Raw genomic sequence first — 14,806 nt, 5'->3', positions numbered from 1 at the left:
ATAAGATAAAATAAAATCAGGAGTACATTTGATAATATTCCTGATTTTTTTGACTTTATTTTATTTAATAAGTGTAACTTTCTTCGCTAACTGGATAAAGATATGTTTCCCATTCTTCAAGGTTAGGATTCATAAGATTTTTCCTTTTCAATTATTTTTATTTCATAATTCTCAATACAAGTTTTTCTTTAGCATCTTTCAAAATTTCGTTAATTTCATTTTTTGAAAGATTATCTGCCAAGATAATGTAGTAATTTTCAATTTGATTTATTAGTTCAAATGGTGAATTTTCTATGTCAAAATCATCTGAAACTCTAACATAGTAAGAATCTTTTACTGTGTTTGAATCTACAATTTCAAATACTTTTGTAGAATTGAAGAAGTAATCTGATTCAATATGGTTTCTAGTTACAATTTTTACAATATCAGCCACTACTGCTGAAGCAGTTGGATCCATTCCAGCACCTTTTCCATAAAATAAAGTCTTATCTGTGTATGAACCTGTTGTTTCAATTGCATTGTAGACATCATCAACCTTTGCTAAGATTTCACTGCTTGGAATTAATGTCGGTTCAACTGAAATTTGTGCTGATTTTTCAGATAATAATTTTGAACTTGCGATTAACTTTATAGTCAAATTTAGTTTGTTTGCAGAGAAAATGTCAACTGTGCTAATATCTCTAATTCCTGATAACTGCATATCTTTGAATTTAATTGAACCTCCATAGGCAAGTGAAGCCAAAATGTTGATTTTATGTCCTGCATCAATTCCATCTACGTCAAATGTAGGATCAGCTTCTGCATATCCTTTTTCAGAGGCAATTTTTAATGCTTCGTCAAACGATAAGTTATCTTCTTTCATTTTTGTCAAAATGTAATTTGAAGTTCCGTTCATAATTCCACGGATTTCAGTAATTGTATTTGCAACTAAACTTTCCATTAAAGGCGTAACAATAGGGATTCCTCCACCTACAGCCGCTTCAAATAAGAATGATACGCCATTTTCTTTTGCAATTTGAAATAATTCAACTCCAAATTTTGCAATTAGTGCCTTGTTTGCTGTAACGACACTTTTTTTAGCTTGAAATGCTTCAATGATTATTTTTTTTGCGATAGTTTCTCCACCGATGAGTTCTACAACGATTTTGATTTCAGGATCGTTTAACACCTTTTTATAGTCATTTGTAAGAATAGATTTATCAAAATCAAATGAAAATTCACGATCTATATTTAAATCACATGCATATTTTACTTCAATGTCAGCTCTTGATTTTTCAAAAATGCTTTCTTTTTCTTTTGTTAGCACTTTGAGAACTCCTTCACCAACAGTTCCCAATCCAATAATTCCTATTTTCATATTTTCTAAAGTCCTTTCTTTCAATAAATATTATTAATTTGTTTTTAGTTTAGTTATTTAAATAATATGTTTGACAATCTTTTTTACTTTAACAAATAGTCTGAACCTCCCACGACTAAAATTGCGAGTGTTCTTGCACTATTTCATAAATTTATGTATTTTGATTATCTTTAATAAAACTCATAAAAACAACGCTTTCTAATTTTTAAAAATATAAAATATTTATCTATCAAATTCTAAATTATAATTTTTTAATTAATCTTCATTTTCAATAAATCTTTTATGTAGCGCATTTACTGCTTTATTTACATCATCTTCGTGAATAATGCAAGAAACATTAATTTCTGAGCAGGAAATCATATCAATGTTTATTCCATTTTCAGCAAGTGTATCAAAAATTTCGGCAGTAGTTTCGTAATGACTCTTAAGACCGATTCCAACAACGGAAACTTTTGCAATTTTTTCTTTGTAAGAAACTCCTTCAGCTCCGATTTTTTCCTTAATTTGCTCTGAAATAGCCACAGCTTCCTTTAAATCATCAATTTTTACAGTAAATGAAATATTATTTAATTCTTTGTTAATGCTTGAACTTTGTAAAATTATATCAGTGCTTATTTTTTCTTTTGCAAGTCTAGAAAATACCTTTGCGGCAATTCCTGGCTTGTCAGGCACTCCAAAAAGCGTGATTTTTCCTTCATTTTTAGAAGATGTGATACCTGCGATTTTTACTTTTTCCATAGCTTCTCCTTCTGTGTCAACATTTTGATTTTTCAATTTTTCAAATTCCTCATCCTTTTGAACAATTGTTCCGGTAGAATCGTCAAATGATGAACGTAAATGTATTTTTATGCCATATTTTGCGGCAATTTCAACTGATCTTGGATGTAGAACTTTTGCTCCGGAAGCAGCCAGCTCCAGCATTTCCTGGTAAGAGATAGTCTTTAATTTTCTTGCATTTTTAACAATTCTTGGATCTGCAGTGTAAACTCCGTCAACATCAGTATAAATTTCCACTTCATCAGCCTCAAGCGCCGCTCCCAAAGCAACAGCAGTCGTATCAGAACCGCCACGTCCAAGCGTAGTAATTTCATTATTTTCAGTAATTCCTTGAAATCCTGCAAATACTACTACATTTCCTTCATCTAATTTTTCCTGTATAATCTGTGTATCAATGTTAATTATTTTTGCCTTTGTATGTACAGGCGTTGTTTTAAAATTAACTTGAAACGCATTTAGTGAAACAGCCTTTTCTCCCAGTTCCTCAACTGCAATCGCAAGAGATGCAATAGAAATTTGCTCTCCAGAAGTTAAAAGCATATCAAGTTCACGTTTATTCGGTGTATCTGAAAGTTCATAAGCTCTTTTTACCAATGCATCAGTTCTTCCAGCTGGCGCAGATACAACGACAATTACATCATGTCCAGCCTTTTTATACCTTACAACCCGTTTAGCCACTTCCTTTACACGTTCTGCATCAGCAACGGAAGTTCCACCATATTTCTGTATAATTAAAGCCATATTGCCTCCTATTTTTCTCTAAAATTTCTTCACTTTATTAATATACTATTTTTTTTAATAAATTTCAATGTTTTACTAGCAAAGAATATCATATTCTAGGCAAAAAAGCAAGGTAATTTGCACATTTGATTTAATAAAAAAATTATTTAGCTTGATATTTAAGATTTTTTATTTCAAAAATTTTTAGATTAATATTAATAAAAACCTGTGTAGTTACGTTACAGTATGCTGTTTTTTATTTTGATTCTATCAATTATATTTTTTTAAGTTTTGAGATACAAATATATTAAAAATAGTATTAAAAAAATACTAAGTAAAAATAAATTGAAAAGATAAAGAAATTATGGTATTATAAACGTGGAATAATATTTAAGGTTTTTTGTGATTTATATAACAAATAACACTTAAAATATGTTCAATTTTAATTTTTAAGGTCAAATTAGGAGGAAAATTATGAAAAACAAAAAAAAATTAATAATTATAACATCAATTCTGGCGGTGGGGATTCCGTTATTTGCGATTAGCACACAGACTATATTGAAAAAAGCAAGAGATGACTACTATAAAGTGCAAAAGCAGCAGATTGAGGCTGAAAAGGCTAAGGAGAGAGCTGAAAAAGAACAAAGATTAGCTCAGGAAAAAGCAGAAAGAGAAAAACAAATTCAACAGGAAAAGGAAGAAAAGGAAAAACGTATAACTGAAGAAAGAAATGAAAGAAGACAAAAAGCTGCAGAACAAAAGCTGCAAAGGGATCAGGATAAACAGGACAGACAGGATAAAAGAGAAAAAGTTAAAATTACTAATGCGGCACCAGTTTCAGTTTCTGAGCCAGAAGTTACAGCTCCAGCGCCAGTTTCAGAAAAACGTGAATTAACGCCGGAAGAAATTAGAAGAGCAAAGAACGCATTAAAGGAAGCAAGAGCAAGTTATCTTAGCGGAAACAAAGCGGCAAAACCGGCTAAAACTCCAAAGAACACAGATAAAGTCATAATAAAATCTGACAGTAAAGGAAATGTGGAAGCAATAAGACATACCAAGGAAGAAAGTGAAAAGGCGCAACGAATTTTAAAGGAAATAAGAGACAGCTACTATAAAAATAATAAAAGATAGGGCGGTTAAATGACTCAGAAATGAGTCATTTTTTGTTTTTTTGAATAACAATAGTAAAATCACTATTTTAAGTGGAAGAATAGTGTAAAAAATGAATAAAATATTTTTTTATTTTTAGGGAATAAGTTAGATTAAATAAAAAATAAGAAAATATTGCAAAACTATTTGACTTAATCTATTTTTTTTTGCTATAATGAACGTAGAAAGATAATAATAAATTTTAGGAGGAATATGAAATGAAAATTGTAGTTTTCGATGCAAAACCTTATGATATCGAATTTTTTGACAAATGGAATGAAACTTTTGGAGCTAATATTACTTATTTTGAGGAAAAATTAAGCTTGAAAAATGTAATGCTTACAAAATATCAAGATGTTGTATGTACATTCGTAAATGATGACTTAAATGCGAAAGTATTGGATATACTTTCAAAAAATGGAGTTAGAGTAATTGCGGCAAGATGTGCTGGTTACAACAATATTGATTTAAAAGCTGCCCGTGAAAACAGAATTACCGTTTTAAGAGTTCCTGCATACTCACCGTATGCTGTTGCTGAACATGCGTTAGCACTTCTTATGTCAGTAAATAGAAAAACTCACAAGGCTTATAACAGAACAAGAGAAGGAAACTTCAGCCTAGCAGGATTAACTGGAATGGACTTGAATGGTAAGACAGCTGGAATTATAGGAACTGGTAGAATAGCAAGAATTTTCATAAGAATTTTAAATGGATTAGGAATGAAAGTTATTGGTTATGATAAATTCCCTAATGAACAAGCTGCAAAAGAAGAAAATTTCACTTATGTGACATTAGATGAAGTATTTGCAAAATCTGATGTAATTTCATTGCATTGTCCATTATTCCCTGAAACAAGACATACAATTAACAAAGATACTATTGCTAAGATGAAAGACGGTGTTATTATCATTAATGCTGCCAGAGGTGGATTAATCGATACAGAAGCATTAGTTGAAGGATTAAAAGATAAAAAAATTGGTGGAGCTGGACTTGATGTTTATGAAAATGAAAGCAGCTACTTCTTTGAAGATGAATCAGCAAGTGTGCTAGAAGATGATTTATTAGCTAGATTGTTATCATTTAACAATGTTGTGCTGACTTCTCACCAAGCATTCCTAACAACAGAAGCATTGGATAACATCGCTGAAGCAACATTCAATAACATCTTGTCTTATGTTAAAGAAGAACCATTGAAAAATGAAGTTTGGTATAACGAAGAAACTGGTAAAGTTGTTGAAGGTTTAAGAAAATAATTATTATCTAAAATATAAAAAAGTTTTTATTTTCCAAAAACTTAAAGAGAGGCTGTTTTTTAGAGCAGCTTCTTTTAATATTTATATTTTCCTAAAATTTTGAAAAAAAAGAGAATTTTGAAAAAGAAAAAAATAAAAAGAAAGAGGCAAAAAATATGGATTTATTTGAAATAAAAAAACAAAATGAAATAAATGAAGTTAATATTGAAGAAATCAGGAGGCATCTTTGACATTGAAAATTTAAAAAATGAAATTAATGAATTGGAAAAAAGGACATTTGAGGCAGACTTTTGGAATACGGATAACAGTCAGGAAATATTGAAAAATATTAGCGCAAAGAAAAAATTACTTGAAGAGTATGATAAGTTAAATGGGCTATTTGAAGATGTTTCTACAATTATTGAGTTTATTGAAATGGGAGATAATTCGTTTGAAAATGAGCTTGAACAGAAGTCACAGGATTTGAAAAATGAAATTGACAATTTTAAGACAAAATTGCTTCTGGATGAAGAATATGATACGAATAATGCGATTCTTACGATAAATTCAGGGGCTGGAGGGACAGAGGCATGTGACTGGGCTGAAATGCTTTACAGAATGTATGACAGATGGGCAAATCAGCATAATTTCAAGGTTGAAGTGCTTGACAGCCTGGCTGGGGAAGAAGCTGGAATTAAAAGCATTACGCTAAATATAAAGGGAAACTACGCTTATGGCTATTTAAAAGGGGAAAAAGGAGTTCACAGACTTGTCAGAATTTCACCATTTGATTCAAATGCCAGACGGCATACTTCATTTGCAGCAGTGAATGTTACACCTGAAATAGAAGATGACGTTGAAATTGATATTCGTCCAGAAGACTTGAAAATTGATACTTATAGGGCAAGTGGCGCTGGAGGGCAGCATGTAAATACAACAGATTCAGCCGTTAGAATTACTCACATCCCAACAAATACCGTAGTTACCTGCCAAAATGAGCGTTCACAGCTGAAAAACCGTGAAACTGCAATGAAAATATTAAAATCTAAATTATTTGAATTGGAACTGGAAAAACGTGAAAAGGAAATGGCCGAATTAAAGGGAACTGAATCTAAAATCGAATGGGGAAGTCAAATACGTTCTTATGTTTTTCAGCCTTATAAAATGGTTAAGGATCATAGGACAAAGGCTGAAGAGGGAAATGTTGAAAAAGTTATGGATGGAGATATTGATTTATTTATAAATGAATATCTGAAATATGCTAAGTCTTAATTTGTTATTTGAGAGTATAAAAATTTTTGTGTAAATAGAATAGCAAAGTACTGAATTTGCTGGATTTATCTGTTAGTTTACACAAATTCTCTATTATTTAAACAGTAAATTTATTATGAAATTTTTTAGCAAGGGATCAAGATCCCTTGTTTTATAATATTTATTTTGATTATAATTTTCTATGACAGATTTTAAGAAGTTAAATACTTCTATTTTCTGATAAAGGTTCAAGATTCCCTTGTTAAATAGAATTTATAATAAATCCGTTACTTTCAATGGAAAAAAATATAAGTTCACATATCCTTCTCATTTATTTTTTTTACCGCTTCTTCAAACTGTTCCCGTGAAATGTTAAATGAATTAAGGGCCTTTAAAAGCTGTTTTGCATTATAATAGCCGATTTTTAACAAGTCTCCCAGCATTATTCTACGTTCTTTTGAATTATTTCCAGAAACAAATCCATTATCAATCAAGTCACTGATATTGAATCTGTTTTCAACATTTTGATGAGCCGTAATAACATTTTTTAACGCATCTAAAATCGCTTCATCATTGGCATTTTCCACTCCGATATTATCATTTCTAGTCGCATCCTTTTGACTGACAAAGGCATGCTTTATATTTGGAATATATCTTTTTAACGTATCTCGAATTTTTTTCCCTGCAAAATCAGGATCTGTAAACAAAATTAAATCGTTATTTCGGGATAATTCAACCATTTTATTTATTGTTTTTTTGGATAATGCAGAAAAGCCGTTTAAGGCGATAATATGTGCATCTACAACTCTTTTTATGGCTGTTATATCATCTCGCCCTTCGACTACTATAATTTCCTTTATTTTTATTTTTTTATTTTGTGTATTTGGCTTTTTTTCCATTTAATATTTCCTTTTTTCTATTTTAAAAAATTTTTTATTTTTTATATTATAATCTTCCATAGCTTTTAGAAGTAATTCCCAAGTTTTTCCAACAGAATCTATTTCCATTCTTTCTTCAGGTGTATGAGCACCGTAAATATTAGGCCCAATTGAAACAATATCAACATTTTCCATATTATTATCAAAAACTCCACATTCTAGTCCAGCATGAATTGCCTTGATTTCAGGATCTTTCCCTGTTATTTTCTTAAATGAATTTACCACAATGTCACGGATTTTTGAATCTTTTCGATATTCCCAAGATGGATATGGCGAATTTGTTTTTACAGCCACTTCATATTTTTCAGAAAGTTCCTTCACATCGTTCAATAATTTTTCAAGCGATTTATTTACCGAACTTCTAGGCAATGATTGAACTTTTATATTAATTTTCCCATCTTTATTTTCAGTTTTTATAACTCCTAAATTTATTGAAGTTTCCACAAGCCCTTCAATATCCTTGCTCATTGCAATAACTCCATTTGGAAATTCATGGAAAAACGAAATAACGGCATTTGTATTGGAAATTGACATTTTTCCTTGATTTTTCAATTCTTCTTTTTTTATTTCTTTAACTTCAATAACAGGATTCTTATCAATTATTTTAAAATCTTTTGTCACGTTTTCAAAAGCTAATTTTGCCAATTTTTCAAAATCGCTGACGTTTTCATCTTCAAGTTTCACAGCAAGTAATGCCACAGCCTCTCGAGGTATCGCATTAGTCTTTTCTCCACCATCAATATCCATTATTGAAAGCGTATATTTTTTATTCAAATGATTCAAAACTTCTGTTAAAATTTTATTAGAATTCCCAAGCCCCAAATGAATTTCAGCTCCAGAATGTCCTCCAAGAAGCCCCTTCACATCAACACTTATCACAGTATCGTCATCTTCAAGTTTTTCAGCATCAAAGTTAAATTCGTTAAAAATTCTTGCTCCACCTGCACTGCTTACATAAACTTGACCATATTCTTCAGTATCCAAGTTTATAAGAGTCTTTCCAGAAAAAATCCCAAAGTCAAGATTATTAACTCCGCTCATTCCATCTTCTTCATCAGTTGTAAGAATTATTTCAAGTTCTGGATGTTTCAAGTCATCACTGTCAAGTATCGCAAGCGCATAAGCCACTGCAATTCCGTTATCTGCCCCAAGCGTAGTTCCTTTTGCCTTTAAAAATCCATCTTCTGCAACAAGTTCAATTCCTTGTGTTTCAAAATCAAACTGTGTATTTTTATTTTTTTCCCAGACCATATCCATATGCCCTTGCAGAATAAGTGGCGAATATTCTTCATATCCAGCTGTTGCAGGCTTTCTTATGAACACATTGAACGCCTTGTCCTGAACAACTTCTAAATTTCTTTCTTTTGCAAATTCCACAATCCAGTCACTAATTTTTTTTTCTTTATTTGAACCTCTCGGTATTTTAGAAATTTCACTAAAATAGTGAAAAACCTTTTCAGGATATAAATTCTCTATTTTCATTTTATCTTTCCTTTCATTAAACCTGTTTGATAATCAAGTTTTTTTATTTTTACAAGGAGTCAAAACCCCTTGCTTTAGAACAATTCTATTTATCAAGTTCTAAATATATATAATTTCCGAACAAGTATACTTTGAAATTGTAAAAAATAAACCTGTTATAAAATATGCTCTAATAATTCTTCCAGTTCAGCCATTTCCCTTTGAGTCAAGTCATAACCGCTTTTTAACTTTTTCAGAATTCTGTTATCAGAACCAACTGAACTGCGTTCCAAAATTTTTATAATCAGTCTTTTATAAAACTCCATTTTCCCTCCTTAAAGCGATATAGCAGTTTCAAGCGCAACTTCAATCATTTCGTTAAAAGTAGTCTGTCTTTCTTCGGCACTTGTAACTTCGTGAGTTATAAACGAATCACTTATTGTAAGTAAAGTTAATGCATTTGCTCCCAATTTAGCCGCAGTTGTATAAAGCTGAGCTGTTTCCATTTCTACACATAAAACTCCAAATTTTGCCCATTTTTTCCAAGCATTTGGGTCATCTCCGTAAAAAGTGTCACTTGTAAATACATTTCCAGCTTTTACATTAAGTCCTTTTTGTTTAGCGATTTCGTGTGCTTTAAAAAGCATTTCGGCATTTGCAGTCGGTGCATAATCTGCTCCGTTAAATCTAAGTTTGTTAATAGCTGAATCAGTTGAAGCTGACATGGCAAGTACAACATCTCTTATTTTTACATTTTCCTGATAAGAACCAGCAGTTCCAATTCTAATCAAATTTTTTACTCCGAATTCTGCAATTAATTCATGTGCATAAATTCCAATTGAAGGAACTCCCATTCCAGTTCCTTGAACAGATACTTTTTTTCCTTTATAAGTCCCTGTAAATCCCAACATTCCACGAACATTGTTATATTGAACGACATTCTCCAAAAAAGTTTCTGCAATATATTTTGCTCTAAGCGGATCTCCTGGCAGTAATATAGTTTCTGCAATATCTCCTTTGTTTGCTCCGATATGTGGTGTAGCCATTGTTTTTACCTCCTGAATTTTTTTGTTTTTCTGAAAAGTTTTTCACTTAAGTATATTTTACTTTAATTTATGAAAATGTTCAAGATATTTATTTTATTTTTTGATATTTTAAATATGTATTTTAAAAAATTTGTAAAAATTTAGAAAAAATGGTATAATTATAGAAATTTTAAGAAGGTATTTTGAGTAAGTAATTGTAAAGTTTTTTATTAATTTGAATAGTAAATCAGGTAAGTAAAGAACTTTACTATTATTTGCTCCCTTCTTAAAAAATAAAAAATTTTAGGAGGAAAAATGTTTGATGAAAAGACTTACGGTTTTAATTTAGGAAACCGGCAAATTAAAATAAGTACTGGAAAAATTGCACGTCAGGCTGGGGGATCAGTTATTGTGCAATGTGGGGGAACTGTGCTTTTAGTTACAGCGACTAGAAGTAAGGATGTCAAGGAAGGGCAGGATTTTTTCCCGCTTACAGTTGATTATATTGAAAAATTCTATGCGTCTGGAAAATTTCCAGGAGGATTTATAAAAAGGGAAACTAAGCCAGGAACGGATGAAATCTTGATTTCAAGATTGATTGACAGACCGATAAGACCGTTATTTCCAGAAGGATTTTTAAATGCTGTTCATATTGTAATTACAGTTCTTTCTTATGATGAAGTGAACTATCCTGAAAATCTAGCTACAATCGGAGTTTCTGCCGCATTGGGACTATCAGATATTCCATTTGCGGGAACTGTGGCTGGAGTTACAGTTGGATATGTTAATGGGGAATATATCTTGAATCCGACGGGGGAACAGCTTCTGGAAAGCGAAATTCAACTGTCAGTTGCAGGTACAAAGGATGCTGTAACGATGGTAGAAGCTGGAGCTAAGGAAGTTTCAGAGGAAGTAATGCTGGAAGCTATTATGTTTGGGCATGAAAGAATTAAGGAAATTTGTGCAGAGCAGGATAAATTTTTGGCACAATTTGACGTACAAAAATATGAATTTGAAAAAAAGGAAGTAGAGCCTGAAATTAAAGAGTTTATTGATAGCTTTGAAAATGAAGTTGAAAATGCGATTATGACACCTGGTAAATTGGAAAAATATGAAGCAATTGACAATTTAGAAATAGAACTTTTTGAAAGATATATTGAAAAACTTGAAAACGAAGAAAGAGAAATTGATGAAGATCTTGAAAAGGAATTTAAAAAATATTACAGAGATGTGGAAAAAAGACTTGTGAGAGATGCTATTTTGTACAAGCAATATCGGGCTGATGGAAGAAAAACTACTGAAATCCGTCCAATTGATGTGGAAATAGATACACTTCCAGTACCACACGGTTCAGCATTGTTTACACGTGGAGAAACTCAGGCATTGGTTGTTGCGACACTTGGAAGTAAAGAAGATGAGCAAATTATTGATGGAATGGAAGATGAAACACGTAAAAAATTCTTCCTGCACTATAATTTCCCACCATATTCAGTTGGAGAAGCTGGATTTATGAGAGCGCCTGGAAGACGTGAACTGGGACATGGAAATTTAGCTGAAAGAGCATTAAAGCATGTTATGCCAGATCAAGATAAATTTCCGTATACAGTAAGGCTTGTTTCTGAAATTACAGAATCCAACGGATCTTCATCACAGGCTACAATCTGTGGAGGATCGCTTGCTTTAATGGCAGCTGGAGTTCCTATAAAATCAACAGTTGCAGGAATTGCGATGGGGCTTATAAAAGAAGGGGATACATTTACTGTACTTACTGATATTCAAGGACTTGAAGATCATCTTGGAGATATGGACTTTAAAGTTGCAGGTACAAAAGATGGAATTACTGCAATTCAAATGGATATAAAAATTGAAGGAATTACAAGAGAAATAATGGAAATTGCTTTAAAACAGGCTTTGGAAGGAAGAATGTTCATTATTGATAAAATGGAAGCTGTAATAAGCGAACCTAGGGCTGAAGTTTCTGAAAATGCGCCAAAAATTGAGGTTCTTAAAATTAATCCTGATAAAATTGCGGGACTTATTGGGCCTGGAGGAAAAGTTATTAGAGCGATTATTGATGAAACTGGAGTTTCAATAGATATTGATGATGATGGAACTGTTTCAATTTTTGGAAAAGATTCTGAAAATATGAAAAAAGCATTGGAACTTGTAAAAAATCAGACACAGTCTGTTGAGTTAAATGGAATTTATGAAGGAAAAGTTACAAAATTGATGAAATTTGGTGCATTTGTGGAAGTATTACCAGGAAAGGAAGGGCTTTTACATATTTCAGAAATAAGCAACAAGAGAGTTGAAAAGACTGAAGATGCACTAAAAGAAGGTCAAATTGTAAGAGTTAAAGTAATTTCGATGGAAAATGAAGATAAATTTAACTTAAGCATGAAGGCATTGCTGTAATAGATTTGAATGTAATTAAAATAAATATTCTGCTGCAAGGAGATTCAACCTTGTCAAAATAATTAAATGTATTTGAATATTAAAAAAGTAAAAATAATAAATTTAGGCAATTGTCGAAGTAAAAAATATAAAGATTGAATAATAGCAGTATTTATAATCACAAGGGGTCTTGGCCCCTTGTCAGAAACATAAAAAAATACAATGCTTGTCGTAATTTTTAGAATTTTACAAATGATTAAAAATAATTATAAAGGAGTGTGGAAGTGATGAAAATGAATTTACCCAACAAATTAGCAACGTTGAGAATCATTTTGGTTATTCCGTTTGTGATTTTCTTGAGTTTAGCTTTGGAGTTTTCAGAAAATACGGGGATTACTATAATGTTAAGAATACTTGCAACGATTATTTTCGTAGGAGCGGCAATTACAGATTATTATGATGGAAAAATTGCAAGAAAATACAATATGATTACAAATTTAGGAAAGCTGCTGGATCCATTAGCTGATAAAATTCTTGTTATTTCAGCTTTAGTTACACTTGCAAAGTTTAATCAAGTTAGCTTGTGGTTCGTAATAATTATAATTTTTAGGGAATTGCTAATAACAGGGCTTCGTTCAATCGTAGCGGCTGAAGGAGCTGTAATTGCGGCAGATAGACTTGGAAAATGGAAAACTGCAACTCAAATGGTAGCACTTACGTTAATAATTTTGATACCTTTCAGTTTTACAATAAATAATATTTTGTTGCTTATTCCACTGATATTGACTGTAGTTTCAGGAATTGAATACATTGTAAAATGTAAAAATATATTGAATAAATAATAAAAAAACCTTTTAAATTTTTGGAGGAAAATTTTGGAAATTATTATAGAATTAATATTGAAAATATTTGATTTATATGCTCTTCTTATTTTAGTAAATATTTTGGGAACGTGGATTGATCCATATAATCAAATAATAATTTTTCAATGGGTAAGAAAAATTACAGAACCGTATTTAAGAATATTTAGAATAGTAATTCCGATCGGGAATATGAATTTTGATATTTCTGCAATTTTGGGACTTATGGTTATAGAGATGATAAAGAAAATGTTTGTAAGAGCTGTTTTATTAGGCATGTTTTAAATTTTAATCCTGATTAAAAAAATATTTTTTGGAAAGGCAGTTTTGCTCTTTATTAAATAAAAATTTATAAAATCTAAGAATAAAAAAATGAGAATATTATTTTTTCTAAGAAAAGGGGAGTAAAATAATTAACATTAAATAGTTTTTGAAATATAAATTTTACAAAAAAGGAGATTTTAAATATGAAATTAAAAAAAATTATAACTACATCATTTATGGCGGCTGCCCTAACAGCAACTGCAGCAGTAAATAAGACAGATTTTTTACAAAATAAGCAAATCGTTCAAAATACAAATGTTACAGGAGATATGTACAGCGCTCAAGATGCTTTTGCTTCTGTTTATGATAAAGCTAAAGACTCTGTTGTAAATATAAGAACAAAAAAGACAATTGTCGTAGAAACTTATAATCCGCTTGAGGCATTTTTATTTGGAACTTCTGGAGTAAGACAACAAAGACGTGAGTCTGGAAGTTTGGGATCAGGATTTATAATTTCAAGTGATGGATATATGATGACAAATAATCACGTTATTGAGGGTGCTGATGAAATTTACGTAAAATTAGCTGATGGACACGAATATTTGGCAAAATTAGTTGGAACATCGCCAGAAGTCGATATTGCGATTTTAAAAGTAAATGCTAACAGAACATTTAAGCCATTGAAATTTGCAAATTCAGATAATATAAAAATAGGACATTGGGCTATTGCCTTTGGAAATCCATTAGGACTTAACAGCTCGATGACTGTTGGTGTAATTGGAGCTTCTGGAAGAAGTTCACTTGGAATTGAGCAAGTTGAAAACTTTATTCAGACAGATGCTTCTATTAATCAAGGGAATAGTGGTGGACCGCTTCTTAACATCAATGGAGATGTAATTGGTGTAAATACTGCCATTTATTCTCCGAATGGTGGAAGTGTAGGATTAAGTTTTGCAATTCCTTCAAATTTGGCTGAAAATGTAAGAGATTCAATTATAAGAAGTGGAAAATATGAACGACCATATATTGGAATTTCAGTACTTGATTTAAGTTCAGAATTGAAGAAAGAAAGAAGAATTTCTTATTCAACTGGTATTTTAGTTCAACAAGTTTATCCAAATTCGCCAGCAGCAAAATATGGACTTAAAGCTAATGACATAATTCTTGAAATTAACGGAAAACCTGTAACATCAGCTGGTTCATTTATTGGGGAACTTGCAGCTAAGAAAATTGGAGAAACAGTTAATTTGAAAGTTGCATCAAATGGAAAAGAAAAAAATATTTCAATGAAATTAGAATCATTCAATTATCAACAACAAACAAGACAGCAAAGAAGATAAAAAAGTAAAAAAATAGGCTTTCTCAAAAATCTTGAGAT

At 31.1% G+C, this 14,806-nt stretch carries 13 protein-coding genes; 7 read left to right on the top strand and 6 right to left on the bottom strand.

All coding sequences use genetic code 11. The features are described from left to right. Positions 1-157: 157 nt before the first annotated feature. On the bottom strand, positions 158-1,357 hold the full coding sequence (locus HW276_RS06940; protein WP_060917548.1) for a homoserine dehydrogenase: 1,200 nt from the start codon (positions 1,355-1,357) through the stop codon (positions 158-160). 255 nt (positions 1,358-1,612) lie between these two features. Further along, positions 1,613-2,875 carry an aspartate kinase gene (locus HW276_RS06935; protein WP_178937929.1) on the bottom strand — a complete coding sequence of 421 codons (1,263 nt, stop codon included), beginning with the start codon at positions 2,873-2,875 and terminating at the stop codon, positions 1,613-1,615. A 453-nt stretch (positions 2,876-3,328) separates the two neighbouring features. On the opposite strand from HW276_RS06935, the gene HW276_RS06930 reads away from it, so the two are divergent. The 3 genes from HW276_RS06930 to prfB all read left to right on the top strand — a co-directional run bounded on the left by HW276_RS06930 (position 3,329) and on the right by prfB (position 6,507). Next, positions 3,329-3,985 (top strand): hypothetical protein, encoded by a 657-nt coding sequence (locus HW276_RS06930; RefSeq protein WP_178937928.1) that lies wholly within the window; start codon positions 3,329-3,331, stop codon positions 3,983-3,985. A 236-nt stretch (positions 3,986-4,221) separates the two neighbouring features. Continuing rightward, positions 4,222-5,256: a 2-hydroxyacid dehydrogenase gene (locus tag HW276_RS06925; RefSeq protein ID WP_147003766.1), complete on the top strand. Its 1,035-nt coding sequence runs from the start codon at positions 4,222-4,224 to the stop codon at positions 5,254-5,256. Positions 5,257-5,411: 155 nt separating this feature from the next. Further along, positions 5,412-6,507, top strand: a protein-coding gene (gene prfB / locus HW276_RS06920; RefSeq protein WP_255460391.1) for a peptide chain release factor 2 whose coding sequence is annotated in 2 segments (ribosomal slippage) — positions 5,412-5,483 and positions 5,485-6,507 — 1,095 coding nt in all. Because the reading frame shifts where the segments join, the coding sequence is not laid out codon by codon here. A gap of 293 nt (positions 6,508-6,800) precedes the next feature. Here the strand turns inward: prfB and rnmV are convergent. The 4 genes from rnmV to deoD all read right to left on the bottom strand — a co-directional run bounded on the left by rnmV (position 6,801) and on the right by deoD (position 9,931). Continuing rightward, positions 6,801-7,385: a ribonuclease M5 gene (gene rnmV / locus HW276_RS06915; RefSeq protein WP_178937927.1), complete on the bottom strand. Its 585-nt coding sequence runs from the start codon at positions 7,383-7,385 to the stop codon at positions 6,801-6,803. Then, positions 7,386-8,906 carry an aminoacyl-histidine dipeptidase gene (locus HW276_RS06910; RefSeq protein WP_178937926.1) on the bottom strand — a complete coding sequence of 507 codons (1,521 nt, stop codon included), beginning with the start codon at positions 8,904-8,906 and terminating at the stop codon, positions 7,386-7,388. Between the two features lie 155 nt (positions 8,907-9,061). Further along, the gene (locus tag HW276_RS06905; RefSeq protein ID WP_018450218.1) at positions 9,062-9,211 is read right to left on the bottom strand and encodes a hypothetical protein; all 150 of its coding nucleotides are present in this window, start codon (positions 9,209-9,211) and stop codon (positions 9,062-9,064) included. A 9-nt stretch (positions 9,212-9,220) separates the two neighbouring features. Next, positions 9,221-9,931, bottom strand: a complete 711-nt coding sequence (deoD, locus tag HW276_RS06900; RefSeq protein ID WP_147003762.1) for a purine-nucleoside phosphorylase — start codon at positions 9,929-9,931, stop codon at positions 9,221-9,223. Between the two features lie 294 nt (positions 9,932-10,225). Between deoD and pnp the strand changes: the two genes are divergently transcribed. From pnp to HW276_RS06880, 4 genes are all read left to right on the top strand, one after another. After that, the gene (pnp, locus tag HW276_RS06895) at positions 10,226-12,325 is read left to right on the top strand and encodes a polyribonucleotide nucleotidyltransferase (RefSeq protein WP_178937925.1); all 2,100 of its coding nucleotides are present in this window, start codon (positions 10,226-10,228) and stop codon (positions 12,323-12,325) included. Between the two features lie 272 nt (positions 12,326-12,597). Then, positions 12,598-13,146 carry a CDP-diacylglycerol--glycerol-3-phosphate 3-phosphatidyltransferase gene (gene pgsA / locus HW276_RS06890; protein WP_370464644.1) on the top strand — a complete coding sequence of 183 codons (549 nt, stop codon included), beginning with the start codon at positions 12,598-12,600 and terminating at the stop codon, positions 13,144-13,146. 33 nt (positions 13,147-13,179) lie between these two features. Beyond that, the gene (locus HW276_RS06885; protein ID WP_147003760.1) at positions 13,180-13,449 is read left to right on the top strand and encodes a YggT family protein; all 270 of its coding nucleotides are present in this window, start codon (positions 13,180-13,182) and stop codon (positions 13,447-13,449) included. 182 nt (positions 13,450-13,631) lie between these two features. After that, a complete protein-coding gene (locus tag HW276_RS06880; protein ID WP_178937923.1) occupies positions 13,632-14,768 on the top strand; it encodes a S1C family serine protease in 1,137 nt (378 codons plus the stop codon). Positions 14,769-14,806 lie beyond the last annotated feature (38 nt).

The sequence above is a fragment of the Leptotrichia sp. oral taxon 417 genome (genome assembly GCF_013394865.1).
GTDB classification, from domain to species: Bacteria; Fusobacteriota; Fusobacteriia; order Fusobacteriales; family Leptotrichiaceae; genus Leptotrichia; species Leptotrichia wadei_A.
This window is presented reverse-complemented; position numbering and strand designations above follow the sequence as displayed.

Bases quoted from the DNA above. Each gene is read 5' to 3' on its own strand.
- HW276_RS06940 (WP_060917548.1), bottom strand. From the start codon at position 1,357: ATGAAAATAGGAATTATTGGATTGGGAACTGTTGGTGAAGGAGTTCTC.
- HW276_RS06935 (WP_178937929.1), bottom strand. From the start codon at position 2,875: ATGGCTTTAATTATACAGAAATATGGTGGAACTTCCGTTGCTGATGCA.
- HW276_RS06930 (WP_178937928.1), top strand. From the start codon at position 3,329: ATGAAAAACAAAAAAAAATTAATAATTATAACATCAATTCTGGCGGTG.
- HW276_RS06925 (WP_147003766.1), top strand. From the start codon at position 4,222: ATGAAAATTGTAGTTTTCGATGCAAAACCTTATGATATCGAATTTTTT.
- rnmV (WP_178937927.1), bottom strand. From the start codon at position 7,385: ATGGAAAAAAAGCCAAATACACAAAATAAAAAAATAAAAATAAAGGAA.
- HW276_RS06910 (WP_178937926.1), bottom strand. From the start codon at position 8,906: ATGAAAATAGAGAATTTATATCCTGAAAAGGTTTTTCACTATTTTAGT.
- HW276_RS06905 (WP_018450218.1), bottom strand. From the start codon at position 9,211: ATGGAGTTTTATAAAAGACTGATTATAAAAATTTTGGAACGCAGTTCA.
- deoD (WP_147003762.1), bottom strand. From the start codon at position 9,931: ATGGCTACACCACATATCGGAGCAAACAAAGGAGATATTGCAGAAACT.
- pnp (WP_178937925.1), top strand. From the start codon at position 10,226: ATGTTTGATGAAAAGACTTACGGTTTTAATTTAGGAAACCGGCAAATT.
- pgsA (WP_370464644.1), top strand. From the start codon at position 12,598: ATGAATTTACCCAACAAATTAGCAACGTTGAGAATCATTTTGGTTATT.
- HW276_RS06880 (WP_178937923.1), top strand. From the start codon at position 13,632: ATGAAATTAAAAAAAATTATAACTACATCATTTATGGCGGCTGCCCTA.